Below are 26,365 nucleotides of genomic sequence, written 5' to 3'. Positions count from 1 at the left end.
AATAATTTCTAAAATATTAGAATGGGGTGAGACTATGAGAGACAAGTATGATGTATTGGTAATAGGAGGCGGTGTAATAGGCAGTTCAATAGCCAGAGAGCTTTCACGCTATAAGCTTAAGGTAGCTGTTCTGGAAAAGGAATTGGATGTGGTTTGTGAAACAAGCGGCCGGAATAGTGGTGTCATTCATGCAGGATTTAACAGCAGGCCGGGAACACTTATGGCTAAATACTGCGTAGAAGGATGTCTTGGATTTGACAAAGTAGCAAAAGAATTGGACATACCGTTTAAAAGAACGGGAAAATTGGTAGTAGGATTTACAAAAGATGATTTAGAAGGACTGGAAGAATTAAAAGAAAAAGGTGAAAAAAATGGAGTCCCGGGATTAAAAATAATATCTGAAAAAGAAATAAGGGAAAAGCAGCCTTATGTAAAAGGGAAAACGGCATTGTTTTCACCGATGACAGGTATAGTAAATCCCATAATTTATACTATAGCGTTGGCAGAGAATGCATGCCAAAATGGAGTAGAATTTTTCATGGGAAGAGAAGTAAGGGGAATAAAGAGGATAGAAAAAGGCTATGAAGTATCTACAGACGATGAAATTTTTCAAACCAGATGGGTGATAAACAGTGCAGGGCTAAATTCAGACAAGATTGCCAGGATGGTTGGGATAGAAGATTATACAATATATCCCTGCAGAGGGGAATATTTTATACTGGATAAAAATTTTAGCAAATACTTAACTATGCCGGCTTATCCTGTACCAAATAAAAAGGAGGGGGGACTTGGTATTCATCTTACTCCTTCAGTAGATGGAAATGTGCTTATAGGACCAAGCGCAGTCTATATAGACGAAAATGATAATTATTCATCCACCCAGAAAGTAATGGATATGCTTATAGAAGGCGGTAGGAAAATACTTCCTCAAATAGAGAGAAAGTATTTTATAAGGAATTTTTCGGGTATAAGACCTAAGTTGGTGAGCAAGGAAAAGGGCGGATATGCGGATTTTGTAATTGGAGAGAGAAAGAGTGTACCGAATGTAATCAATTTAATAGGAATAGAATCTCCTGGGCTTACGAGTGCTCTTCCAATAGCCAGAGATGTAGTAAAAATAATAGCCGGGAAAGAAGTTCTTCAAGAGAATGAAAAATTCAATCCGATTAGAAGGGGAATACTGAAATTCAATGAACAATCGGATGAAAAACAAGCTGAGCTTATAAAGCAGGATCCAGATTACGGTGAAATATTTTGCAGATGTGAAACGGTGACAAAACATGAAATTTTAGAAGCAATTCACAATCCATTGGGAGTCAAGACACTGACGGGAATTAAAAATAGAACAAGAGCAATGATGGGGAGATGTCAGGGCGGATACTGTCAGACAAGAATCGTAAAACTTTTGATGGAAGAACATGATTTAAAACCAGAAGAAATAAGGTATTCGAGGAAGAACGGATATCTATTTGAAGGGAGGGTCAGATAATGAAGATAATGGAAAAGGATGTAATTATTATAGGAGCGGGCCCTGCAGGACTTGCTGCAGCTATAAGATTAAAAGAAAATGGTATAGATGATGTACTTGTATTGGAGAGAGAAAAAGCTCCAGGAGGAATACTTAAGCAGTGTATACATGATGGGTTTGGACTTTTGAGATTTAAGGAAGCACTCAGCGGACCTGAATATGCGGATAGGTTTATACAAAAAGCAAAAGAAAAAAATGTGGAAATAGAAACAGGAGCCACAGTTGTAAGACTTACAAAAAATAAAGAAGTTACGGCTGCAACCAGAAATGGATTAAAAAAATATAAAGCAAAAGCTGTTATTTTATCAATGGGATGTAGAGAGAGAACCAGGGGAGCTATAAGTATACCAGGAACAAGACCTGCTGGTATTTTTACGGCAGGTGTTGCCCAAGCCTATATAAATTTAAATGATCTTATGGTTGGAAAAAATATTATTATTCTTGGTTCTGGCGATATAGGTCTCATAATGGCGAGAAGGCTTACACTGGAAGGTGCTCATGTCATTGCAGTATTTGAAAAACTGCCATATCCAAGCGGCCTTCCCAGGAATATACAGCAGTGTTTGAATGATTACAACATACCTCTTTATTTAAGTTATACTGTTACCAACATAATAGGTAAGGATAGAATTCAGGAGGTTGCAGTCAGTGAGCTTGACGAAAATGGAAAGCCTATAGAGGGTACTGAGAAAAACTATAAATGTGATACTTTGATTTTGTCAGTTGGATTGATACCTGAAAATGAATTGTCACTGCAAGCTGGTATTGAACTTGATAAAAGAAGTAATGGCGCCATTGTAGATGAAAATTTGCAGACCAATGTTTCTGGAATATATTCAGCAGGAAATGTACTGCATGTCCATGATCTGGTGGACTATGTATCTTTGGAGGGAGAAAAAGCTGCTGAATCAGTGACTAGGCAGCTTAGAGACCAGATCAGGGGAAAAGACACAATAGGTATAAGCACGGATGGAACGATTGGAAACATTGTACCAAATAAAATAAGTGGAAATGAAGACTTGGAATTGGCCTTGAGAGTGAGAAAACCATCTAAAGATAAAGTTATAAAAGTTATGCAGGGAGAGAAAGTTATAAAAACTGCTAAACTGAAGAAACTTAATCCTGCAGTAATGATACATTTGAATGTTAAAAAAGAAGATATCAAGTCTCAACAAGATATTAAGGTGGTGGTAGAGGTATGAAGAGAGATTTGACGTGTATAGTATGTCCTAATAGTTGTGAGATTACAATTGATTATGATGACAGAGGTATCATAAGTGTCAGGGGGGCAACCTGTAAAAGAGGAGAAAAATATGCAAGACAAGAAATACAGGATCCCAAGAGAACTATTGCCACTTTGGTAAAAGTTAAAAATGGCAAGGAACCTTTAGTAAGTGTGAGAACCAAGGATCCAATACCTAAAGATAGAATATTTGATGTCGAAAAAGAAATAAAAAAAGTAGAATTAGAGGCGCCAGTGGGAATTCATCAAATTGTGGTAAAAAATATTTTAAATCTGGGTTCTGACATTATAACGACAAAAAGAGTAGAGAAATTATAATGAATTAGGGGGTTGTATATATGAATTTTAAGATAGATGTATTATGTAAGGCATTTCCGGGTAAATCCACTATAGGTGCATTGGGATGGAGCAATGTAGCACTTATACGTATGAAAGACAGAAACATTTTATTTGATACAGGGTCTCAGGGAATTCGTCCAAATCTTTTAAAGGCACTTGAAGAGTTATCAATGAAACCAGATCAAATTGACAGCGTTTTTTTGAGCCATCTGCATTTTGATCATTGCGGCAATGCATCCTTGTTTCGAAATGCAAGATTTATTATAAGTGAAGCTGAGTGGAAATATGCTACTACGGAAGAAGATGTCTTTACAACAGAGGAATCTGTAAAATATTTAAGTGATAGGGAAAAAATAATTATATCCAGAGATGGAGATGAAATTTACCCTGGCGTGAAAGCCATATTTACTCCGGGACATACTCCTGGAGGAATGTCTCTGGTTCTCGAAGCAGATAATGAGACATGGATTATTGCAGGTGATGCAGTAAAAAACAGGATAGAGCTGCTGAAGGGGGAAGTGGATATGTCTTTAGATAATGAACAAAGCAGGCAGAGCATATTGAGAATAAAGAATATTGCAGATCGTGTTTTACCTGGACACGATTGCTGGATGAAAATCAAAGACAATAAAATTATTCCTCAAGAAAAAGTACAGGTTGATATAACTTTACCTGGGGGAATACAGGGTGGAGAAGACGGGGTGTTTAAATTAGCTGTTGAAAATAGACCGTTATTTTAAAATTCAATAGGCAAAAAGTAAGATGTTAAAATTGTAAATATGAAGGGGGATTATAAGTTGCCTGGCATTGATAATAAAAATAATATTGCTGATGGTGTTATGGACGAGAAAACTAAAAAGAGTATATTATGGGGTGCTACATTTTTTACTGCAACCACTTCAACGGTTGGTGCCGGATTCTTGACTCAAACAGCTCAATTTGCACAGGACTATAAATTGTCGCTTATTTTAGTGATTATAGCTGTATGCATAATAAATATTTTCACACAAATCAATGTATGGCGTATATTATGTGTTTCAAAACTGAAAGCGCAGGACATTGCAAATAAAATTGTACCCGGGCTGGGATATGTGATTTCATTTTTGATATTATTGGGAGCAATAGCTTTCAATACAGGTAATATAGGCGGTGCAGCATTGGGGTTTAATATTCTTTTTGGTATTAATTTTAAAGCAGGATATATTTTAGCAGGCATTTCCGCTGTCCTCATATTTTTATCCAAAAATATAGGCAGAGCTCTAGATCAATTTTCAAAGATATTGGGTATTATTATGATACTTGTTATTTTTTACATGACTGTAGCAGTTCTTCATGGGAATTCAATGAGTACTGGAATTAGATTGGATTATGGCACTCTGTTCCCCCAAAACCCATCAACCTTGTTATTTCCAACTATAACTTTAATGGGAGGAACAATTGGAGGTTTCATATTATTTTCCGGGATGCATCGTCTGCTGGATGCAGGAATTTCTGGAGAAGAAAATTTAAAGGGAGTGGAGAGTTCTGCCATCTCAACAGTAGCTATAACAACAGTTATAAGGATTATGCTGTTTTTGGTAGCTTTAGGTGTGGTAGCCAGGGGAATAGGATTAGATCCTACCAATCCGGCGGCATCGGCTTTTAAATATGGAGCAGGAAATTTAGGATATATATTCTTTGGAGTGGCTATTTTGTGTGCAGCAGTTACATGTGTTGTAGGAGCTTCTTACACTACTGTTACTTTTTTTAAGACATTGAGTCCCTTTGTAAGCAGACATGAGAGAATCCTCACAAGTGTCATAATTGCCATTTCAACGCTTATAATGACTGTGCTGGGCAAACCGGCTAAATTGCTCATAGTTGCAGGTTCTCTAAATGGCCTCATTATTCCCGTGATGCTTGTTATGATTTTAATAGCATCCAGGAGAAAAGATATTGTGGGAAACTATAAGCACCCAAAATGGTTATTTATAACAGGTGTTGTCATAGTTATAATAACTGCCTATGCGGGAATAGAATCCTTGACTAACATCAAAGCGTTATTTTCATAATCTGTAAATATATGTAATGGGGTCAGTCCCCTTACATCAGGAAATTTTTCTGGCATTTTTATCATAATAACAATTTGGATTTTCCCAGTTAACTATTAAATCTGTGGCCATCATAGCTGCTGAAATGGCATAAATTATATCTCTGACGAAGGATTTACTCTCCTTGTCATATCTTTCACGCATGCAGTATATTACTGATGATATGCTTTTTTCAGTAATATCTACATTTGTTATAATTTTGATTTTTTTAAATATTAAAAGGCCTATAAAAATAAAATGAAGGCACAGTTCATATATGAAATGCTGAAAAAGGTTTCTCTCTTTATATTCTTTTGTATGATATAGACAGAAATAATCACAGATGAAATGGCATATCATACCTAAAATGACTGAATATTTTTTTATTGACATCCTGGTATTGATCAGCTGATCGCAGTATTCGCATACTATATCCATGCTTTCACTTAGGTAATGGTGAAAATTGGAGCTGTCTCTTACAAAATCAGGTCTTATACTGCCGTATAAAAAATTAAATTTATTCAGTTTAATATTAAAATTTTTTGAACAGTATTTAAATATGATATTGGAAATCAATAAGTGGGTATCTGTTATCATTATAAGATCACCTTTCTCCCTATTTGATATCTTCACCTTTGAACTTTGCTTTTTTACCAATTGTGCATTGAGTATATAAAATCCACCTTCACTTATATATATATACTTTGAAAGTTAAAGCCAGATTAATGTAGGGTTAATTAAATATTTTATTTTATCACGTGGCTGCCATTGCATAATTATGTGTATATATATATAATAATTTTGAAGTTTAAACTTTAATAGTATGCCTTCTCTAATAATTTCAGAAGGTTTTTTTGAATTCTGCTGAAAATGAACATTGGCAAATTAGAAGGAATTCGCTGGTTGTTATTGGAATATTATAAGGGAACACAGATGACAGACAGCAGATAATTATTTTGGAGGAAAATGAGCAGATGAAAAATGTAGACAAAAAGAGTGAAGCTTATGATGTAACATCTCTGACTTCTCTGGAAAAATTGGAACCGGTTCGTGTTAGACCCGGCATGTATATAGGTTCTACAGGCAGCCGGGGTCTTCATCACTGTATATGGGAGATATTAGATAATTCCATAGATGAGATTTCAAATGGATTTGGAGATATGGCCTGTGTAACTTTAAATGAAGATGGGAGTGTGTCTGTAGAAGATAATGGCAGGGGGATTCCCACAGGTATCCATCCTGTAAAAAAAATAAATGGAGTGGAAATGGTATTTACACAGCTGCATACAGGAGGAAAATTTAATAATGAGGTCTATAAGACTTCGGGAGGACTTCACGGTGTAGGTGCTGCTGTAGTAAATGCACTATCCAAGTGGATGGAAGTGGAAGTCAAGCGAAATGGGCACATTTATGCTCAGAGATTTGAATATGCTTATGACAGACATCTTAAAAAAGATATGCCCGGGACACCAGTCACTGATCTTAAGATAATAGGAGATACCGATGAAACAGGTACCAAGGTTACCTTTATGCCTGATGAAAGGGTGTTTTCAACAGTAGAGTTCAAATTGGATGTCATAGAGGAAAGACTTCGGGAACTGGCTTTTCAAAATAAAGGTATAACTTTAAAACTCCTGTGCAATTGGGGGGAGAATAAAATACAAAGGGAATATCATTCTGAAAGAGGTCTGCTGGATTTTATAGAATATTTGAATGAAAGTAAGACGCCTCTTCATAAAGAACCCATATTGTTTGAAGGGGAAAGGCATATGGGAGATTTGAATATGGAAGGAGAGGTGTGTATTCAGTTTACCGATTCAACTAATTACCATATAGCAAGTTATGTGAATAATATTCCAACCACCGAGTCAGGAACTCATGAGAGCGGGTTTAAGGCTGGTATGACCAGGGCATTTAAGGAATGGGCCAAAAAACTCAATTTACTGAAGGAAAAGGATGCAGAATTTGAGGGAGATGATCTCAGGGAGGGAATGACCGCCATAGTTAAGATAAGGATAAATAATCCCGTATTTGAAGGCCAGACCAAGACTAAACTTGGAAACGCAGAGGCCTATACCATGATGAATGATCTTTCTTACACTAAACTTTCTGAATGGATAGAAGATAATAGGGATATGGCTTCAGTAATAATAAATAACGCCTTAAATGCAGCCCTGAGGAGGGAGAAAATAAAAAAAATAAACGATGCGGAGAAAAAGAAAGTAGGAAGGGGAACTGCACCACTTGCAGGGAAAATTGCAGTGTGCACTTTGAAGGATCCATCCAAGTGTGAATTTATAGTGGTGGAAGGTGACTCTGCAGGAGGCTCTGCAAAACAGGCCAGGGACAGACGGTTTCAGACCATAATGCCTTCCAAAGGTAAGATAATGAATACAGAAAAGCAGAAGCTGGAAAATGTACTTGGAAGTGAGGAATTAAAAATATTCAACACGGCCATAGGTACTGGAATACTTGAAAATTACAGGGAAGAGGATTTGAAGTATGACAAGATTATAATACTCAGTGATGCCGACGTAGATGGATATCATATAAGGGCACTTTGGATGACTTATATATATAGATATATGAGACAGCTTATTTCAAATGAGCACCTGTACATAGCGCTTCCACCTCTTTACAAAGTTTATAAAGAGAGCAGGGGAAAAGACGTGACCAGGTATGCCTATAGCGATGAACAGCTTTCAAAAGCAAAAAAAGAAGTTGGATCCGGGGCACTTGTTCAAAGATATAAAGGTTTGGGAGAGATGAACCCGGATCAACTCTGGCAGACTACTTTGGATCCGGAAAGCAGGACACTTCAGCAGATAACTATAGAAGATGCTGTAAAAGCTGAAAAAATGATATCTCTGCTTATGGGTGACGTAGTGGCGCCGAGAAAAAAATATATGTATAAATACGCAGAATTTTAGGCAATGTACAATTGACAGTGCACAATTCACAATTGTGGTTGATTTTTCGCAGAAAAATCTTCATTAACTGTGAATTGCCAATTGTTCATTGTGAATTGATAATAAGGAGGCTTTTACTTGGCAACTAAAACAGTAATTCCAGAAGATCACAATATAATAAAAATTCCAATAGAAGAAGCTATGCCAGATAATTATCTTCCCTATGCAGTGGAAGTAGCAAAAGACAGGGCGCTTCCAGATGTGAGAGATGGCTTAAAGCCCGTACATAGAAGAATAATATACGGTAGTTATATGTTAAGGGCATTTCCTGATAGGCCCTATTATAAATCTGCCAGAATAGTGGGTGACATACTTGGAAAATATCATCCTCATGGGGATACATCTGTATATGATGCCATGGTCATATTGGCCCAGAATTTCACTACGAGAATGCCCCTTATAGATGGACATGGAAATTGGGGTAGTCAGGATGGAGATAGTGCTGCGGCAATGCGTTATACAGAAGCCAGGCTTACCCCTATTGCCATGGAAATGATGAGAGACATAGACAAAGATGTGGTAAACATGATAGACAATTATTCAGGATCTGAAAAAGAACCTGAAGTGCTTCCGGCAAGATATCCCAACCTGCTGGTAAATGGAGCCTTTGGAATAGCTGTAGGTCTTGCCACCAATATTCCTCCCCATAATTTGAGAGAGGTAATTGGAGCTGCGGCGGCCTATATAGATAATCCGGATATAACCACTGAGGAACTTATGAAATACATAAAGGGACCAGATTTGCCCACCGGAGGGATAATAATAGGGAAAAAATCTCTCCTTTCCGCCTATGAAACGGGCGAGGGGAGAGTGACTTTAAGGGCCAAGACTTCCATAGAGAAGCTTGACAATGGAAAGCTTGCCATAGTCATAACGGAATTTCCCTACAGGAGGAGCAAGGCCAGGCTGCTTCAGACTATTTCTGAAATGACTGCCGATAAAAGGCATGCAAAGATATTTGAACCCATATCTGATATAAGAGATGAGTCCGATAGGAGTGGTATAAGAGCAGTAATAGAATTCAAAAAATCAGCAGATATCAATCTAGTGAAGAAAATTTTAAAATATCTGTTTAAAAAGACAGATCTTCAGTGCAGCATATCCTTTAATATGGTGGCTTTGGCTAATGGAAAACCTCAAACTATGGGACTTAGGACCATATTGAGTTACTATGTTGATTATCAGAAGGAAATTGTAAAGAGGAGAACAAGAAAGGAGCTGGATGCAGCAAATTCCAGGTTTCATATTGTAGAGGGATTCATAAAGGCCATAGGTATAATGGATGAAATTATAAAAACCATCAGGGCATCTAAATCCAAAAAAAATGCTGCCTCAAATCTTATGGATAGATTTCAGTTTACAGCTCCACAGGCCCAGGCTATATTGGAGCTCATGCTGTATAGACTTACAGGACTTGAAATAGTGTCTTTTGAGAAAGAATACAAAAAACTTTTAAGAACAATAAAGAGGCTTACAAAAATATTGGGCAGCGAAAGGGAAGTCCTGAAAATTATAAAAAAGGAATTGGAAGAAATTGGTGAAAAATATGGCGATGATAGAAAAACTGCCATTGTAGAAGAGGATGAAAAAGCCAAAATAGATGAAGAAGAGCTTATGATAGAGGAGAACATAATCGTTACAATGTCCAATGAATCCTTCATAAAAAGAGTTTCTGAGAAAAGCTACAGTAGATCCAGCGGGCAAATTGAAGATATAAAATACAGGGAGGGGGATTTCAATAGATATCTCATACATGCCAATACCAGAGACACATTTATGTTTTTTACAGATAAGGGAAATGTGTATAATTTAAAAGGAAGGGACATTCCTGAATTCAAGTGGAAAGAAAAGGGTGAAAGACTCGACAGCATAATAAGAGGTCTTGATCTGTCCGCGGAAAACGTAATTGCAGTATACAACATGGAGAATTTAAATTTAAAAAAGGATTTTATATTTTTTACTACTATTGGAGGGATAAAAAGGACAAAATTGGAATCCTTTATTACAAATTATGTCAAGATCATGGCCCTTAAGCTAAAAAGTGGGGAAGAACTTGTAGATGTAAAACTTATTGACAGAAACTCTCAGATGAAGTTTATAAAAGTGTCAACAAAGATAGGGCTTGATTTTAAATTAAAAGTGCCGAAGATGGCGACTGAAGATAGAAATATAGTCACTACTAAACTTTTTACCCTGCCAAAAGAAGATAGAGTATTAAATATTCAGTTGTGTGATGAGGATGAGTATAGAAAGTTTCATATAAATGTGAATAAGTCAGGAATGGTCAAAATTTCAAATATGGGAAGAGCCTACAGGAATGTACTCACAAATTCAAGATGTACTGTACTCCTATTTACGGTTGATGGAATGGTGTTTTCCATGCCTGCATTTATGCTTCAAAATATAGGTGCTTCCGGGATAAATGCTGCGAAGCTCATGGGAGATGTAGATGTAAAGGATATACTCAAGATAGTTTCTGTGGAAGACTTCAGCTCAGGATACATATACTTTTTTACTGAAAGCGGAATGGTTAAAAAGACTTCCATGATGGAATTCAAAGATATGGATTTGTGGAACAGGGCATATAAATTTAAGAATAAGGGAGATCTTCTGATAAATGTAGAATATAGCAGTGCTCAAAGTCCCCAGATACTTTTAGTAAGTGATGCTGGGATGGCAATAAAATTCAAGGGGGATTCAGTAAGCACCATGGGTAAATTGGCTTCAGGGGTAATAGGCATGAGTTTAAAGGATGACCAGAAAGTGATATATTCTCTTCTTATAGACAATGAAGATAAGATGAACCGCACCTTGATTTTAAATTCTTTCAAGGGAAATAAAGGAAAAATAAAGTTAAAGAATATATCGCTTCAAAACAGAGCAGGCAGAGGCAGAAGCGTTGTTGTAATGAATTTAGATGACAGAGTTAAGGAAGTTCACTGAAAAGTATTTTGCAGCAAATTTGCAGATAATTTAGAAGTATATTGTAATATTGTGATTATTATATTATAATGTGTATATAATTTAATAAAAGGCAGAGAAAAGAGAGCCGCTTTAAAAAGTCAATATATTTGGCTTCTTTTAAGTAGGCTCTTTTTATAAAAAGAATTATACTTTTATTCAGTAATCGATTTCTTGTGTTCTTTGAAATACCAAATTTATTTCATAATTAGATGTTAATTTAAATTAACATAATTATTAAGTTAGGGGGAATAAATATTATGTCACATGTATTAGCAGAATTTGTTGGAACTGCATTGCTTGTCTATTTAGGAGACAGCGTATGTGCAAACTGTACTCTTAACAAGAGTAAAGGGCAGAATGCAGGATGGATAGTCATAGCAGCAGGATGGGGTTTTGCAGTAGGAATTCCTGCATACTTGTTTTCAAATTTCAGTAATCAGTTCAATCCGGCGCTTACCATAGGGCTGGCCGTAATTGGTAAATTTCCGTGGGCGGAAGTTCCTGGTTATGTCGTAGCTCAAATGGTGGGAGGTATAGTTGGAGGAGTTTTTGTATGGCTTACCTATTTACCGCATTGGGGAATTACAGAGGATAAGGCTGCAAAACTGGGTATATTCTGCACAGCGCCGGCTGTGAGAAATTATCCTGCAAACTTCTTAACTGAGTTTTTGGCTACGGCTACTTTAGTATTTTCTTTAGCTGCGATGGGTACGGTTAAAACTGCCGATGGTATGGGATCTATAATTGTTGTAAGTGCAATTATCTTTGTTCTGGGTTGTGCTCTCGGTGGTCCTACTGGATATGCAATGAATCCAGCCAGAGATTTGTCACCAAGAATTGCACATGCTATACTTCCTATAGCAGGTAAAGGCGATTCAGATTGGGCTTATGCTTGGGTTCCGGTTTTTGGACCTATAGCGGGAGGAATAGCCGGGGCACTGCTATTTGCAGTAATATTCTGATGATAATTGCTTAAATTAATTAAAAAGGAAGTCTTTTTAAATGCCTAAATTTAGAGAAGAACTCATAGAGAATCCTATTATAGCGGCTGTGAGAAATGAAGAGGATTTGGAACAGGCTATTTTGAGCAGGGTGTCCATAGTATTTGTACTCTATGGAGACATATTGAATATTTCACAAATATGTGCGAAACTCAGGAGAAAAAACAAATTGACTTTTATTCATGTTGATTTAGTAGATGGATTAAAGGGAGACTTTGCAGGAATGAGGTATATAAAACAATGTGCAAATCCAAATGGAATAATAAGCACAAAATCCTCTAATATCAAATATGGGAATCAACTGGATTTACTGACGATACAGAGAGTATTTATACTGGATTCACTTTCTCTTAAAACGGGAATAAAGAATATACATGAAAATAATCCTGATGCACTTGAGGTTTTACCTGGAGTAGCAAGTAAAATAATAGGAGTTATTGAAAAGGAAATTAAGATGCCTATTATAGCAGGAGGGCTTATAAAAGAAAAAAAGGATATAATGAATTCTCTGTCTGCAGGAGCTATAGCTATATCCACTACTACTCACAAATTGTGGAACTTGTAAGGTTGATAATATGAGATTGTGGAATTTCAGAAACTAACAAAAGATCAAAAAACTGAAATTCCATGATCTATGTTATGTAAGAATTTAATTTGATAAGACTGTAAAGGAGGATGTAAAATGGCAAAATATATTATGGCGCTGGATCAGGGAACGACTAGTTCCAGGTGCATATTGTTTAATAAACAGGGATTGCCTGTAAGTATGGCTCAGAAAGAGTTCAAACAGATTTATCCGGAAAATGGATGGGTGGAGCATGATCCTACTGAAATATGGGCTACACAGTTTGGAGTGGCGACAGAAGCTCTTCTTAGGGAAAATATAAAAGCTGAGGATGTTGAGGCCATAGGAATAACCAACCAGCGAGAGACCACTATAGTATGGGACAGAAGAACTGGACTTCCAATTTACAATGCCATAGTATGGCAGTGCAGAAGAACTGCCAGCATATGTGATGAAATAAGGGCAAAAGGTTTGGACAAGATGATAAAGGAAAAGACAGGATTGATTTTGGATGCATATTTTTCAGGTACAAAAATAAAATGGATTTTGGACAATGTACCTGGTGCGAGGAAAGAAGCCGAGAGGGGAAATCTGGCCTTTGGAAATGTGGATACCTGGCTGATATGGAACTTGACTAAAGGCAGGGTTCATGTAACTGATTACACCAATGCATCTAGAACTATGCTTTTCAATATTCACGAATTGAAGTGGGATAAGGATCTTTTAGACATGCTTGATATACCTGAATCAATGCTGCCGGAAGTAAAACCTTCCAGCTGTGTCTATGGGGAAACCGATAAGAGCCTGTTTGGAGTAAATATTCCAATAGCAGGAGATGCAGGAGATCAGCAGGCGGCTTTGTTTGGACAGACTTGTTTTCAGCCGGGAACTGCAAAGAATACCTATGGTACAGGATGTTTCCTTCTAATGAATACTGGAGAAAAAGCAGTGGAATCTAAAAATGGTCTTTTGACAACTATAGCAGTTGGAATAGATGGTAAAGTTGAATATGCCCTTGAGGGAAGCATATTTGTAGGTGGAGCAGCAATACAGTGGATCAGAGATGAACTTAGAATGATAAAAACCTCTCCGGAGTCCGAAAAATACTGCCTTGCTGTGAAGGATACCGGTGGAGTATACCTGGTGCCGGCATTTGTGGGATTAGGTGCACCTTACTGGGATGCCTATGCGCGGGGCACTATAGTTGGAATTACAAGAGCAATCAAAAAAGAGCATTTTATAAGAGCTACAGTTGAATCCCTGGCATATCAGACTTATGATGTACTAAAAGCCATGGAAGAGGATTCTGGAATTGGACTTAAGGCTTTAAAGGTAGACGGCGGGGCTTGTGCCAATAATTTCCTGATGAAATTTCAATCGGATATATTAAATGTTAAAGTCGACAGACCTGAAGTTATAGAAACCACTGCGCTGGGTGCAGCTTATCTGGCTGGTATTGCAGTTGGATATTGGAGTGACAGGAAAGAAGTATCTAAGAACTGGGCTATATCCAGAACCTTTGAGCCAGATATGGAGGAAGGAAAAAGAATTGAACTGCTAAATGGATGGCATGAGGCTGTGAAGAGATCCATGGGATGGGCAAACAAATAAAATAATTGTATATATTGTGATCCTGAGATGATATTTCTTTTGTCTCGGGATTTTTTATAATGGTGCATTGTGAATTGAATAATTATGGTATAATTTATTAGAGGTGATTTATTATGAAAAAAGCTATAGTGTTACTTGCTAAAGGCTTTGAAGAAGTGGAAGCTCTTACCTGTGTAGATGTATTGAGAAGAGGTGGAGTGCACTGTATAACCTGTTCTATAAATTTGGATAAAGATGTAGCTGGCTGTCATGAAATACATGTAAGGGCCAATAATATACTTGAGAATACGGATGTAGATAAATATGATGCGCTTATAATACCAGGAGGTATGCCCGGTGCGGCAAATCTTAGGGATAACAGCGAAGTTATAGATCTGGTAAAAAGATTCTATAATGAGAATAAAATAGTAGCTGCCATATGTGCGGGCCCCATAGTATTGAAGAAAGCGGGAATAATTGAAAATAAAAAAGTAACTTGCTATCCCGGTTTTGAAAAAGAACTGGAACCAATCCATTTCAGCCATGATATAGTAGTTCAGGATGGAAACCTCATAACCAGTAGGGGCCCGGCTACGGCCATGTATTTTGCCTTTAGGATTTTACAAAATCTTTCAGATGAGGATATAGTGGAAAATTTGAAAAAAGATATGCTTTTAAATCTGGTGACAGGTTAAATTGTTCAGCCTGACTTCAAGGTAAACCCGTGGAAAGAGAGGATGAAAAGTGAGAGAATATATGCTTGACAATGGGATCAAGCTCTTGTATCAGTATAGGGCGGGAATACTCACTTCACTGTGTATTGGATTTAATGCAGGAGCTCTAGAGGAGAGCGGGCAATTTAATTTTGGGACGGCCCATGCCCTGGAGCATGTCATATCTAAAGGGACGGAACACAGAGATGAAAATCAGATAAATGAGGAATTTGACAATGTATTTGGATTTGAAAATGCCATGACTAATTATCCTTATACCATATATTATGGAACTTGTTTTTCAGATGATCTTGAAAGGGCAGTGAAGCTCTATGGCGATGTGATTCTAAACCCCATTTTTCCTGAAAAAGGTTTTAAGGAAGAAATGGATGTAATACTTCAGGAGTACAGGGATTGGAAAGATGATGCATATCAGCGGTGTGAAGATGCTCTTTTTGGGAACTCCTTTAATAAGAGAAGAATAAGAGAGCTTATAGTGGGGAATGAAGGCAGTATAAAATCCATTACCTTAGATGAGATAAAGAGATTTTACAGTACTTTTTATTTCCCTGAAAATTGTACTGTTTGTTTTTGTTCTTCCCTGGATTTTAAAAGCATAATTTCTATTGTGGACAGATATTTTGGAAAATGGAGAGTAAAATCAAAGATATGTGCTGCAAAAGAACCCGTGTATGAAAAAAATAGGGCTGGTGTATTCCTGGAAAAAGTATCTGGAATAGCCGGTGCCAGGATTCAGTATATATTTGATATTCATGATTTAAGTGAAAGGGAATACAAAGCCCTCTATCTGTTTAACACTGTCTTTGGGCAGGGCACCAGCAGCCTCTTGTTCAGCAGAATAAGAACTGAAAAGGGCATAGCCTATGATTTGGGCAGCAGCATAAAGGATGAAAGGGGCATGAAACTTTTCTCCATAAAAATGAGTACCTTGCCTGAAAATATAGATAGAGCACTTGGAATTGTAAATAGTGTAATAAATGAATTGAAAAATTCGAAAGAGTATTTTAGCAGTGATAAAATAGGAAAAATTGCCAGAAGTCTGGAACTGAAAAGGGAAATTAAAAGAGAAAGATCCATTGAATACTGTAAAGAAGTTGTGGAACACGATCTCATGTATGAGAGATTTGATGATCACTGCAATTCATGTGATGCAGAACAGCTGGATGAAATTAAATGCGAGGATATAGTCGAAGTCATAGACAAAGTTATGAAAAATCCCTCCATACAGATATTAAGAGCACCTTAGATATCAATTTACAATTTACAATTGTCCATTGACAATTGTGTATTGTAAGTTGAAAATTATAAATTGTAAACTGTGAACTGTGAGTTGTCAATTGATATAAGGCTGGTGGTTTGTTTTTGAGTGCAAAATGGATGCTGAGAAGATGTAGAAAAGATATAAAGGCTATTGCTAAAAAATCGGGGATAAGTGAAATTACAGCACAAATTCTTGTCAATAGAGGAATAGTTGATGAAAGAGAAATAGAGAATTTTATAAATCCGTCAATACATAAATTGCTGAATCCCATGCTCATGAAAGATATGGGAAAGGGTACGGATATAATATACAGAGCTATAAGGGAAAATAAAAGCATAGCTATATATGGTGATTATGATGTAGATGGAATAATAAGCACATATATACTGTACCGTGGGCTTTTAAGGTGCGGGGCAAAGGTGAAATATCATATTCCGGACAGGATTACAGAGGGGTATGGCATGAATATTCACAGTGTTGAGCAGTTAAAAAATGAGGGAATTGAAGTTATAATAACCTGTGACAACGGTATTTCTGCTTTGGATCAGATTGAAAGGGCAAAAGAGCTTGGAGTTACAGTGGTGGTTACGGATCACCACAATATACCTTTTGATGTTGATGATTCAAAACAAGGTGAAAAGAAATTTCTCATACCGCCAGCAGATGCTGTCATCGATCCAAAACAAAAAAACTGTTCATATCCTTTTAAACAGCTCTGTGGTGCAGGAATAGCTTTCAAATTTGTTCAGGTACTCTATAAAAAATTTGGAATAAAGGAAGAGGAAGCTTATGCGTTTATAGAATATGCAGCTATAGGAACTATATGTGATGTGGTGGATTTATTGGGGGAAAACAGAATTATAGCTAAAAATGGTCTTAAAATGTTAAATAATACTGGAAACCCTGGTATAAGGGCATTGATCAAAGAGACTTCATTGGATGGGAAAATTATAAATTCCTACCATATAGGTTTTATTATAGGGCCTTGTATAAATGCGACAGGACGCCTTGATAGTGCATCTGTGGCGCTTGAACTCTTGCTGTGCAGGAATTCAGCTGAGGCACAAAAGCTTGCCAAAAAACTTCATGAATTGAACATACAGAGGCAGCATATGACTAATGACAGTTTAAATGCAGTAGTGGAGAAAGTGGAAAATTCTTCCCTAAAAAAAGACAAGGTACTTGTAGTACATAGAGATGATATACACGAGAGCATAGTTGGTATAGTCGCAGGAAGGCTCAAAGAAAAATACAATGTACCTTCTATAGTGATAACAAAAAGTGCAGATCAGTCTAAGGGCTCAGGCAGATCCATAGAAGGCTATAATATGTTTGAAGAACTTTTAAAATGCAGAGAATTGATGAATAAATTTGGAGGTCATCCGCTGGCAGCGGGGTTGTCCATAAATACTGAAAATATAGATAAACTGAGGAAGAAACTCAATGAAAACTGTAATCTTACAGATGAAGATATAGTGCCTAAAATTAGGATAGATAAAAGACTTCCCCTTGAAAATGTATCTTTTAAAATGCTGGAGGATGTAGAAAAACTGCAGCCTTTTGGAAAGGGAAATCCAGAACCTGTTTTTGGTGAAAAAAATATAGATGTATTCAGGGTATATTTTTTAGGAAAAGATAAAAATGTACTGAAATTATTTTGCCGGCTGAAAAAAAGTTTAAAGAAAATTGATGCTGTGGATTTTAATGGAGGTAAAAAATTTAAAGAATTAGTGATGGAGCGCTATGGTGATAAAAAGGGAAATGAAATTTTAAACAATAAATTTCGCAGCATAAAAATGGATTTTATATTTTCACCATCTATTAATGAATTTAATGGAAATAAAAGTATTCAGATTATAGTAAAAGATTTTAGACTGACTTTTTAATGTGCAGTGTGAATATTATATTTTGTGGGGGGGAAATGTACTTTGAAGAAGATAATTCTAACAGGTGGCGGCTCTGCTGGACATGTTACACCTAATTTGGCACTGGTTCCCAGTTTGAAGGAATTGGGATATGAGATACAGTATATAGGAACCAGAAATGGAATTGAAAGAAAAATAATAGAAGATGAAAAAATAAAATATCACATTATTTCCAGTGGAAAATTGAGAAGGTATTTTGATATAAAAAATTTTACGGATCCCTTTAGAGTACTGAAGGGAATATTTCAGGCCGTGGTTATAATGAGAAGGGAAAAACCAAATATAGTATTTTCCAAGGGAGGATTTGTGTCGGTACCCGTGGTTATTGCTGCATATTTAAATAAAATACCTGTCATTATCCATGAATCGGATATTACACCTGGACTTGCAAATAAATTATCTATACCCTATTGTACAAAAATTTGCGTTACATTTCCTGAATCCCTGAAAAATGTAAAAGGACATGATGCTGTTCTTACGGGAACTCCCATAAGGCAGGAACTCTTAAATGGAAGTAGAATAATTGGAAGAAGGTTGTGTGGATTTACAGATGAAAAGCCAATTCTTCTTATAATAGGCGGGAGTCTCGGGTCCAGATTCATAAACAATACAGTGAGGAATTCTTTAAATGAGCTCCTGAGAGTATTTAATATAGTACACATATGCGGCAGGGGAAATGTGGATAAATCCTTGAATATGCGAAGAGGATATATTCAGTTTGAATATTTAAACAGGGAACTTCCACATATAATGAATGCGGCAGATATAGTTGTATCCAGGGCAGGTGCAAATGTCATATTTGAATTACTTGCACTTAAAAAGCCCAATTTGCTTATTCCACTTTCCAGGGCATCCAGCAGGGGTGATCAGATTTTAAATGCAGCTTCTTTTGAAAAAAGCGGATACAGTATGGTGCTTCAGGAAGAAGAAATGACACAAATGACATTTTTGAATAAAATTAAAGAACTCTATGCATCCAGGAATAATTACATAAATAATATGAAGGCAAGCCCTGTCCGTCATGGAGTGAGTAAAATCATAAATTTGATAGAAAAATGCAGCAATTAACTGAATTGCTGCATAAACATATTCTTAATGAATCTTTTGCCTGCTTGCTTTAGCATAGCAAAATACTTTGTGAAAAAAGTGATTATATTTTGCTTTTTCTAGAAGGAAAAACAGATCCTGTGTAGAAGTATAAATAATAAGAATTATCACAGTGTATTGATATACTGCTGAACAGATAACTTATAAATGATATAAAAGTGAAAGGTGGAGGTAATATATGAAAAACATAGCTGTAATATATTGGAGTAATGGGGGAAATGTAGAAGTACTGGCTGATAATATTGTAAAAGGCGCAGAAGCTGAAGGTGCAAAGGTCACAACAAAACATGTACAGGATGCAAAGGTGGAGGATGTGACTTCTGCAGATGCCGTAGCATTTGGAAGCCCATCTCTTGACAATAACAAGATAGAACAGGATTATATGGCTCCATTTATTAAAGAATTTAAACTTCTTCCTATTCAGGGAAAGAAAGCTGTACTATTCGGATCCTATGGTTGGGATGAAGGTGCATTTTTGAAAGACTGGAAAAAGACTGTAGAAGATTATGGTTTTAAAGTGGTGGGGGAACTTGCAGTTAAAGAAGCTCCTAATGATGAACAGCTGCAAAAAGCTAAGGAACTTGGTAAATTACTTGCAGAATAGTTTAGGCATGTGGGTCATGAAAATATAAATATAGAAGTTCAAAGAACAATTATCAAACAATTGTTCCTTGAACTTTAATAGGATTATTTGAAAGTACGGGAGATGTGGGCTGCTTGATAAAAATTATTGTTTATTTATTAACGATCAGACATCTCCTTTTTTTATATTTTTAAATATCTTTTTTTACTATGTTGAATTCAAAATGAAACTGTATTTTAAAAAAATTGCATCTGTAGTATAGTTTTTATTAACCAATTATGGTTGATAGTAGATAATTGGAACTAAAAAATTTTTTTAAAATCGTTTTATATATTTAAAATTTTGTCGTTTTGCTGTATAGTAAAGTTATAGATCATAAATAAATATAGCTAAATTTTGTACTTTTTAATTAAAATTTTTGCTTCCAGTGTAATTGCTGTACTAATTGTGATATAATTACTGTATTAATTTAAAATTAAAAAGCACAACTATTTATATTTAAAATTTACAATACTAAAAAGGAGAGGAATTTTTTATGAGTAAAATGAAGACTATGGATGGAAATACAGCAGCAGCTTATATTTCCTATGCATTTACCGATGTGGCAGCTATTTATCCGATAACTCCATCATCTCCAATGGCAGAACATGTGGATGAATGGGTAGCTCAAGGTAAAAAGAACATCTTCGGACAGCAGGTAAAAGTTATGGAAATGCAGTCAGAGGCAGGAGCATCTGGAGCAGTACATGGTTCACTTGAGGCAGGAGCCTTGACTACAACTTACACTGCATCACAGGGTTTATTACTTATGATACCTAACATGTATAAAATTGCAGGAGAACTTTTACCAGGAGTATTTCAGGTATCGGCCAGAGCAGTAGCAGCTAATTCACTTAACATATTTGGTGATCATCAGGATGTTATGGCTACAAGGCAGACAGGCTTTGCACTGCTTGCAGAGAGTTCAGTACAGCAGGTTATGGATCTTGCTGCAGTAGCACATTTGTCAGCAATAAAGGGCAGAGTTCCATTTGTGAATTTCTTTGATGGATTTAGGACTTCCCATGAAATTCAGAAAATTGAATTGTTGAATTATGAAGATCTGGCAAAACTTATTGATATGGATGCAGTAAATGCATTTAGAAGAAGAGCTTTAAATCCAGATCATCCTGTAACCCGTGGTACAGCTCAGAATCCAGATATATACTTCCAGGAAAGAGAAGTATCCAATAAATACTATGAGGCACTTCCTGAAATAGTTGAAGATTATATGGCAGAAATAAGCAAGCTTACAGGAAGAGAGTATCATCTGTTTAACTATTATGGAGCAAAAGATGCGGAGAGAATCATAATAGCTATGGGTTCTGTCTGTGAAACTATAGAAGAAGTAATAGATTACTTAACTGCTAAGGGCGAAAAGGTAGGACTTCTTACAGTTCACCTGTATAGGCCATTCTCAATAAAACATTTCTTTAAATATATACCGAAAACTGTTAAAAAGATTGCGGTTCTGGATAGAACAAAAGAACCTGGATCAATTGGAGAACCTCTTTATCTGGATGTTAAAAATGCATTTTATGGTAAAGAAGGACAACCTGTTATAGTTGGAGGAAGATATGGACTAGGTTCCAAGGATGTATTACCATCACATATTCTTCCAGTATTTGAAAACTTGAAATCAGATAATCCAAAGAACGGATTTACTATAAGCATAGTGGACGATGTTACAAACACTTCCCTGAAAGTTGGAGAAGATATAAATACAACTCCAGCAGGAACTACAGCTTGTAAGTTCTGGGGACTTGGATCCGATGGTACTGTAGGAGCAAACAAGAGTGCAATAAAAATCATAGGAGACCATACAGACATGTATGCCCAGGGATATTTTGCATATGACTCCAAAAAATCCGGAGGTATAACAGTTTCCCACTTGAGATTTGGTAAGTCACCGATAAAATCACCATATCTTATAGATAAGGCTGACTTCATCGCTGTACACAATCAGTCCTATGTTCATAAATACAATGTACTTGAGGGACTTAAAAAAGGCGGAAAATTCCTGCTGAATACAATCTGGAGCCCAGAAGAACTTGAAAAGGAACTGCCTGCTTCAGTAAAAAGATATATAGCAAATAATGATATCGAATTCTATACATTAAATGCCGTGAAAATTGCACAGGGAATAGGACTTGGCGGAAGAATAAACATGATATGTCAGGCTGCTTTCTTCAAGATTGCAAATATCATACCAGTAGAAGATGCAGTTAAATACCTGAAAGAAGCAGTTGTAACTTCTTATGGTAAAAAGGGACAAAAAGTTGTAGACATGAACAATGCAGCTATAGATGAGGGCGTCAAATCAGTAGTTAAGATAGATGTACCAGCTTCATGGAAAGATGCATCGGAAGAAGCTGCTGCCACAAGAGAAGTTCCTGAATTCATTCAAAAGATAGCTGATCCTATGAACAGACAGGATGGAGACAAACTTCCAGTAAGCACTTTTGTAGGAATGGAAGACGGTACATTCCCGGCAGGAACTGCAGCTTATGAGAAGAGAGGAATAGCTATATCTGTTCCAGAATGGCAGGTAGACAATTGCATACAGTGTAACCAGTGTTCATTTGTATGTCCTCATGCAGCTATAAGACCTGTTCTCACTACTGAGGAAGAGGCATCCAAGGCACCTAAGGGATTTGAATACAAAGATGCAACAGGAGCAAAGGGACTTAAATTCACCATGGCTGTTTCACCATTTGATTGTCAGGGATGTGGAAACTGTGCAGATGTATGCCCTGCAAAAGAAAAAGCTCTTGTTATGAAACCACTGGATACTCAATTGTATAAAGCAGATGCATGGGATTATGCTATGTCGGTATCTCACAAGGACAATCCTATGAATAAATTCAACGTAAAGGGAAGCCAGTTCGAGCAGCCGCTGCTTGAGTTCTCAGGAGCTTGTGCGGGATGTGGAGAAACTCCTTATGTTAAGCTTGTAACCCAGCTGTTTGGTGACACAATGATGATAGCCAATGCAACAGGATGTTCGTCAATCTGGGGAGCTTCTGCACCGACAACTCCATATACTAAAAATTACAGAGGACACGGTCCTTCCTGGGCTAACTCATTATTTGAGGACAATGCTGAATATGGACTGGGCATGGTTCTTGGAGTAAAACAGACAAGAGAAAGACTTGAGATCAGCATAAAAGAAGCTCTTAAAGGTAGTTTAAGTGCAGAACTTAAAGCTGCTTTTGAGGATTGGATTGAAAATATAGACAATGGCCAAGGCACAAGGGAAAGAGCTGATAAGATAATAGCTTTACTTGAAAGTGAAAAGGGAAATGACCCTGTATTAAATGAAATTTATGAAAACAGAGATTTCCTTATCAAGAGATCCCACTGGATAATCGGCGGAGACGGCTGGGCTTATGATATAGGATACGGCGGATTAGATCATGTACTGGCATCTGGAGAAGATGTAAATGTACTTGTACTTGATACAGAAGTTTATTCAAATACAGGCGGACAGTCTTCAAAATCCACTCCTGCAGCAGCTGTAGCTAAGTTTGCAGCAAGTGGTAAGAAGACTAAGAAAAAGGATCTTGGAATGATGGCTATGACTTACGGATATGTATATGTAGCTCAAATTTCCATGGGTTCAGATAAAGCTCAGGCTCTTAAAGCAATAAAAGAAGCAGAAGCTTATAAAGGACCATCACTTGTAATAGCTTATGCTCCATGCATCAATCATGGATTGAGAGCTGGCATGGGCAAGAGCCAGAGAGAAGCTAAGAAAGCTGTTGATTGTGGATACTGGGCACTTTACAGATATAATCCTGAATTAAAGGCAGAGGGCAAGAAATCATTCAGCCTTGATTCCAAAGAGCCAACGACAGACTTTAGAGAATTCTTAATGGGTGAGGTTAGATACTCTTCACTTGCTAAACAGTTCCCTGATAAAGCGGAAGCTCTGTTTGCAAAGACAAAGAGAGATGCACTGCAGAGAATTGAAGGATACAAGAAACTTGCAAATGCAGAATAATAGCTAAAAGACATCGGGCATGAATTGCCCGGTGTTTTTTTGGCTTAACTGATAATTTTTTATTTTTAACTAAAAAAAGCTTTTATTATATTGTAATTAAGGGTAAAATTAAAACATAACAATAAAAGAGGAGGTGAATATCCCGGTAGGATCAAGACTACAAGTTATAGCTCTGTAAGATACAGGAAAATTTTGTAATTGGGTTATAATATTGATAGGATATCCACCTTAAAGGTTACCGGGCATATGTTATGAATGAAGAGGATTTAAATAAGAAGGGCCGCAATAGCGGCGATGAAGCAGAAGAAGCTTGTGATGAAAGGGTTCATGATTGCGGCTGTGGGTGCAGCGACTGCGGAGAGCATGAATCATTAGTAGTGGATCTGGAAGATGAAAATGGAAACATAGTTCCCTGTGAAGTGGTTGATGGATTTGAATTCAAGGAAAATGAGTATGCTATAGTTCAGAATCCGCAAAATGGAGCTGTATATCTATTTAAAGTAGAGGGAGAAGGTCCGGCAGGTGAGCTTGTTATCCCTGAGGAGGAAGAATTCAAGGAAGTTTCAGCTTATTACCAGCAGCTGTCACAGGAATAAGCAAGAATGAATATCAAAGTTCAAAGTTTAAATATCAAATTTGGTGGATTTTAGGGCTTAGGCGAAAATCTTCACTATTTGATATTTGTTCTTTGAACTTTGTACTTTAATTGTCAATTGTGCATTGTCAATTGTATATTGACTTCACTTCCAGTTCAGCACCTTGATATTGTATGGATTGCTTTTTTTATGATTTATGAGGTATGGATTTCCAACTATATTAAATAATGGCAGATCTGCTAGGGAATCGGAGAACATATAGGAGTTCTTGAAGTCAACTTCCAGACCGTCTTTTTTTAAAGACTCCATAAGTCTTCTCACCTTTTCCTCACCCTTACAGTTTTTACCGGCTATTTTATTGTAGTGTTTCCCGTTTTTAATGGAAAATATGGTACCTATTATTCTGTCAACATATTCTATTCTATACAATTCTTTCAAATAGAATTCCGCTGAAGCAGAAATCAGATATATCTTACAGCCTTTATTTTTCAATTTTTTCATAGTATCTAAGCCATCTCTATATAATATCTTACACATTCTTTTTTCGTAGAATTCTGCCGTCAGGCATTTCATCTTTTCCTCACTTATGCCGTTTATAAATGAAATAAAATTTTCCTTGGCCTTTTTTGCAGTGAACAATCCTATTACGAATAAAAAAGCAGAAATGATGCTGAAAGGTGCATACACTATGAGCTTTGGATCTTTTTTCACCATGAATATGTAAAATTCCATAAGGGTTTCCCGGCTGGTTAAAGTAAAATCAACGTCAAATATAGCAAGTTTTGTCAAATAATCACCCCATCTATTCTTTAAGCAGTAAACCTTGTTCTTTTCTATAATATCATATGGATAACTTGATTGAAAAGATAATTTAACTATGATATAAATTGCAGGCAGTAACAAAGTCACAATATCTGATATTTGAGCCTTGAACAAGGTAGGAAATTGTTCAGGATAATGATAAAATGTAATTATAATATTAATATTTTATTAAATTTTAAAGAAGGGGTTTACAATGAGTGAATGTGTTAGTAACTTTTTTTTATACAATGATGAAATAAGAAAAAGGGAGGAATTTGAAGATAATATATTTAAAGAGGGAAAGTCCCTGTATGAAGTAATTCGAATAATAGACGGAAAACCTTTATTTTTAAAAGCTCATCTGGATAGACTGAACAATTCTTCTAATATAACAGACTTAAAACTGTGGCTCGGCAGAAAAGAAATTGTGGACAGTATCTTTAAATTGATACATATAAATGAAATTTACAGCGGCAATGTAAAGCTTATATTTAATTTTTATAAAAATAATAAGTTTTTGGCATATTTTGTAGAACACCATTATCCAACTTCAAGGGACTATGAAGTGGGGGTGAAAACCGATTTTTTTCACATTGAAAGAGAAAATCCAAATGCCAAGGTGATAAATAGGAAGTTTAAGGTCCGGGTGAATAAGAAGATAACGGAAAGCGGTATATTTGAAGCAGTACTTGTGGATGATGAAGGTAATATAACTGAAGGCAGCAAGTCCAATATATTTATGATAAAAGGTGAAAAGGTTATAACGGCACCTTTTAAAAGGGTACTGCCCGGGACTACCAGAAATATTATAATGCAGATCTGCCTTGGATTGGGATTGGAGGTACTTGAGGAAGATGTGAATTACAGGGAAATAGATAAATTTGACGCCATATTTATATCAGGCACTTCTCCCAAGGTACTTCCTGTAAAGAGCGTGGGAAATATTGAATTTAATTCTTCAAATAATAAAATACTACTTCAAATAATGGGGGCATATAACGAGAAGATAAGAAAGGATATAGAGAATTTTGTGTTTTAAATAAACAGG

The 26,365-nt window shown here is 36.4% G+C and carries 20 protein-coding genes; 18 read left to right on the top strand and 2 right to left on the bottom strand.

What is annotated here, in order from left to right; genetic code table 11:
* Nucleotides 1–34: 34 nt before the first annotated feature.
* Genes ACFHWD_RS13270 through ACFHWD_RS13250 form a run of 5 tightly spaced genes read left to right on the top strand, consistent with a single transcriptional unit; the run spans nucleotide 35 to nucleotide 5,161 of the window.
* Entirely contained in the window at nucleotides 35–1,489 is a 1,455-nt protein-coding gene (locus tag ACFHWD_RS13270; RefSeq protein ID WP_229980824.1) for an NAD(P)/FAD-dependent oxidoreductase, read from the top strand.
* Nucleotides 1,489–2,730: an NAD(P)/FAD-dependent oxidoreductase gene (locus ACFHWD_RS13265; protein ID WP_378062271.1), complete on the top strand. Its 1,242-nt coding sequence runs from the start codon at nucleotides 1,489–1,491 to the stop codon at nucleotides 2,728–2,730. The genes ACFHWD_RS13270 and ACFHWD_RS13265 overlap by 1 nt, the downstream gene beginning before the upstream one ends.
* Entirely contained in the window at nucleotides 2,727–3,089 is a 363-nt protein-coding gene (locus ACFHWD_RS13260; protein WP_229980825.1) for a DUF1667 domain-containing protein, read from the top strand. The genes ACFHWD_RS13265 and ACFHWD_RS13260 overlap by 4 nt, the downstream gene beginning before the upstream one ends.
* Nucleotides 3,090–3,109: 20 nt before the next feature.
* The gene (locus ACFHWD_RS13255) at nucleotides 3,110–3,850 is read left to right on the top strand and encodes an N-acyl homoserine lactonase family protein (protein ID WP_229980826.1); all 741 of its coding nucleotides are present in this window, start codon (nucleotides 3,110–3,112) and stop codon (nucleotides 3,848–3,850) included.
* Nucleotides 3,851–3,907: 57 nt separating this feature from the next.
* Nucleotides 3,908–5,161 carry an NRAMP family divalent metal transporter gene (locus ACFHWD_RS13250; protein WP_328707006.1) on the top strand — a complete coding sequence of 418 codons (1,254 nt, stop codon included), beginning with the start codon at nucleotides 3,908–3,910 and terminating at the stop codon, nucleotides 5,159–5,161.
* Nucleotides 5,162–5,197: 36 nt separating this feature from the next.
* On the opposite strand, the gene ACFHWD_RS13245 is transcribed toward ACFHWD_RS13250, so the two are convergent.
* A complete protein-coding gene (locus ACFHWD_RS13245; RefSeq protein ID WP_378062268.1) occupies nucleotides 5,198–5,776 on the bottom strand; it encodes a zinc dependent phospholipase C family protein in 579 nt (192 codons plus the stop codon).
* Between the two features lie 377 nt (nucleotides 5,777–6,153).
* Here ACFHWD_RS13245 and ACFHWD_RS13240 point away from each other — a divergent pair, with 377 nt between their 5' ends.
* The 12 genes from ACFHWD_RS13240 to ACFHWD_RS13185 all read left to right on the top strand — a co-directional run bounded on the left by ACFHWD_RS13240 (nucleotide 6,154) and on the right by ACFHWD_RS13185 (nucleotide 24,516).
* Nucleotides 6,154–8,109 carry a type IIA DNA topoisomerase subunit B gene (locus ACFHWD_RS13240; RefSeq protein ID WP_150355777.1) on the top strand — a complete coding sequence of 652 codons (1,956 nt, stop codon included), beginning with the start codon at nucleotides 6,154–6,156 and terminating at the stop codon, nucleotides 8,107–8,109.
* A 117-nt stretch (nucleotides 8,110–8,226) separates the two neighbouring features.
* Nucleotides 8,227–11,091: a DNA topoisomerase IV subunit A gene (locus ACFHWD_RS13235; protein WP_229980828.1), complete on the top strand. Its 2,865-nt coding sequence runs from the start codon at nucleotides 8,227–8,229 to the stop codon at nucleotides 11,089–11,091.
* A 278-nt stretch (nucleotides 11,092–11,369) separates the two neighbouring features.
* Entirely contained in the window at nucleotides 11,370–12,074 is a 705-nt protein-coding gene (locus tag ACFHWD_RS13230) for an MIP/aquaporin family protein (protein ID WP_229980829.1), read from the top strand.
* Nucleotides 12,075–12,114: 40 nt separating this feature from the next.
* Nucleotides 12,115–12,678: a glycerol-3-phosphate responsive antiterminator gene (locus ACFHWD_RS13225; RefSeq protein ID WP_150355734.1), complete on the top strand. Its 564-nt coding sequence runs from the start codon at nucleotides 12,115–12,117 to the stop codon at nucleotides 12,676–12,678.
* Between the two features lie 117 nt (nucleotides 12,679–12,795).
* A complete protein-coding gene (gene glpK, locus ACFHWD_RS13220; RefSeq protein ID WP_378062266.1) occupies nucleotides 12,796–14,289 on the top strand; it encodes a glycerol kinase GlpK in 1,494 nt (497 codons plus the stop codon).
* A 113-nt stretch (nucleotides 14,290–14,402) separates the two neighbouring features.
* The gene (locus ACFHWD_RS13215; RefSeq protein ID WP_150355736.1) at nucleotides 14,403–14,963 is read left to right on the top strand and encodes a DJ-1 family glyoxalase III; all 561 of its coding nucleotides are present in this window, start codon (nucleotides 14,403–14,405) and stop codon (nucleotides 14,961–14,963) included.
* 49 nt (nucleotides 14,964–15,012) lie between these two features.
* Complete coding sequence (locus ACFHWD_RS13210; RefSeq protein WP_378062261.1) at nucleotides 15,013–16,248, top strand: M16 family metallopeptidase; 1,236 nt, start codon at nucleotides 15,013–15,015, stop codon at nucleotides 16,246–16,248.
* A gap of 116 nt (nucleotides 16,249–16,364) precedes the next feature.
* Nucleotides 16,365–18,149, top strand: a complete 1,785-nt coding sequence (recJ, locus tag ACFHWD_RS13205; protein WP_378062259.1) for a single-stranded-DNA-specific exonuclease RecJ — start codon at nucleotides 16,365–16,367, stop codon at nucleotides 18,147–18,149.
* A gap of 42 nt (nucleotides 18,150–18,191) precedes the next feature.
* Nucleotides 18,192–19,256 (top strand): undecaprenyldiphospho-muramoylpentapeptide beta-N-acetylglucosaminyltransferase, encoded by a 1,065-nt coding sequence (locus ACFHWD_RS13200; protein ID WP_378062257.1) that lies wholly within the window; start codon nucleotides 18,192–18,194, stop codon nucleotides 19,254–19,256.
* Between the two features lie 217 nt (nucleotides 19,257–19,473).
* Entirely contained in the window at nucleotides 19,474–19,899 is a 426-nt protein-coding gene (locus ACFHWD_RS13195) for a flavodoxin (protein WP_150355740.1), read from the top strand.
* A gap of 514 nt (nucleotides 19,900–20,413) precedes the next feature.
* Nucleotides 20,414–23,920, top strand: coding sequence for a pyruvate:ferredoxin (flavodoxin) oxidoreductase (gene nifJ / locus ACFHWD_RS13190; RefSeq protein ID WP_229980830.1), 3,507 nt, complete (start codon nucleotides 20,414–20,416; stop codon nucleotides 23,918–23,920).
* Between the two features lie 251 nt (nucleotides 23,921–24,171).
* Nucleotides 24,172–24,516, top strand: a complete 345-nt coding sequence (locus ACFHWD_RS13185) for a DUF1292 domain-containing protein (protein ID WP_378062254.1) — start codon at nucleotides 24,172–24,174, stop codon at nucleotides 24,514–24,516.
* A 144-nt stretch (nucleotides 24,517–24,660) separates the two neighbouring features.
* Here ACFHWD_RS13185 and ACFHWD_RS13180 read toward each other — a convergent pair whose 3' ends face one another.
* Entirely contained in the window at nucleotides 24,661–25,305 is a 645-nt protein-coding gene (locus ACFHWD_RS13180; protein ID WP_229980834.1) for an HAD-IB family hydrolase, read from the bottom strand.
* Between the two features lie 226 nt (nucleotides 25,306–25,531).
* Here ACFHWD_RS13180 and ACFHWD_RS13175 point away from each other — a divergent pair, with 226 nt between their 5' ends.
* Nucleotides 25,532–26,356 (top strand): aminotransferase class IV, encoded by an 825-nt coding sequence (locus ACFHWD_RS13175; RefSeq protein ID WP_229980836.1) that lies wholly within the window; start codon nucleotides 25,532–25,534, stop codon nucleotides 26,354–26,356.
* The last annotated feature ends 9 nt before the right edge of the window (nucleotides 26,357–26,365 follow it).

It is taken from the genome of Clostridium sp. MT-14, assembly GCF_042436595.1.
GTDB classification, from domain to species: domain Bacteria; phylum Bacillota; class Clostridia; order Clostridiales; family Clostridiaceae; genus Clostridium_B; species Clostridium_B aromativorans.
This window is presented reverse-complemented; position numbering and strand designations above follow the sequence as displayed.

Excerpts from the sequence above, each read along its gene's own strand:
- ACFHWD_RS13270 (WP_229980824.1), top strand. The coding sequence starts at position 35 with ATGAGAGACAAGTATGATGTATTGGTAATAGGAGGCGGTGTAATAGGC.
- ACFHWD_RS13230 (WP_229980829.1), top strand. The coding sequence starts at position 11,370 with ATGTCACATGTATTAGCAGAATTTGTTGGAACTGCATTGCTTGTCTAT.
- ACFHWD_RS13260 (WP_229980825.1), top strand. The coding sequence starts at position 2,727 with ATGAAGAGAGATTTGACGTGTATAGTATGTCCTAATAGTTGTGAGATT.
- ACFHWD_RS13215 (WP_150355736.1), top strand. The coding sequence starts at position 14,403 with ATGAAAAAAGCTATAGTGTTACTTGCTAAAGGCTTTGAAGAAGTGGAA.
- ACFHWD_RS13185 (WP_378062254.1), top strand. The coding sequence starts at position 24,172 with ATGAATGAAGAGGATTTAAATAAGAAGGGCCGCAATAGCGGCGATGAA.
- ACFHWD_RS13195 (WP_150355740.1), top strand. The coding sequence starts at position 19,474 with ATGAAAAACATAGCTGTAATATATTGGAGTAATGGGGGAAATGTAGAA.
- nifJ (WP_229980830.1), top strand. The coding sequence starts at position 20,414 with ATGAGTAAAATGAAGACTATGGATGGAAATACAGCAGCAGCTTATATT.
- glpK (WP_378062266.1), top strand. The coding sequence starts at position 12,796 with ATGGCAAAATATATTATGGCGCTGGATCAGGGAACGACTAGTTCCAGG.
- ACFHWD_RS13255 (WP_229980826.1), top strand. The coding sequence starts at position 3,110 with ATGAATTTTAAGATAGATGTATTATGTAAGGCATTTCCGGGTAAATCC.
- ACFHWD_RS13245 (WP_378062268.1), bottom strand. The coding sequence starts at position 5,776 with ATGATAACAGATACCCACTTATTGATTTCCAATATCATATTTAAATAC.
- ACFHWD_RS13175 (WP_229980836.1), top strand. The coding sequence starts at position 25,532 with ATGAGTGAATGTGTTAGTAACTTTTTTTTATACAATGATGAAATAAGA.
- ACFHWD_RS13225 (WP_150355734.1), top strand. The coding sequence starts at position 12,115 with ATGCCTAAATTTAGAGAAGAACTCATAGAGAATCCTATTATAGCGGCT.
- ACFHWD_RS13265 (WP_378062271.1), top strand. The coding sequence starts at position 1,489 with ATGAAGATAATGGAAAAGGATGTAATTATTATAGGAGCGGGCCCTGCA.
- ACFHWD_RS13240 (WP_150355777.1), top strand. The coding sequence starts at position 6,154 with ATGAAAAATGTAGACAAAAAGAGTGAAGCTTATGATGTAACATCTCTG.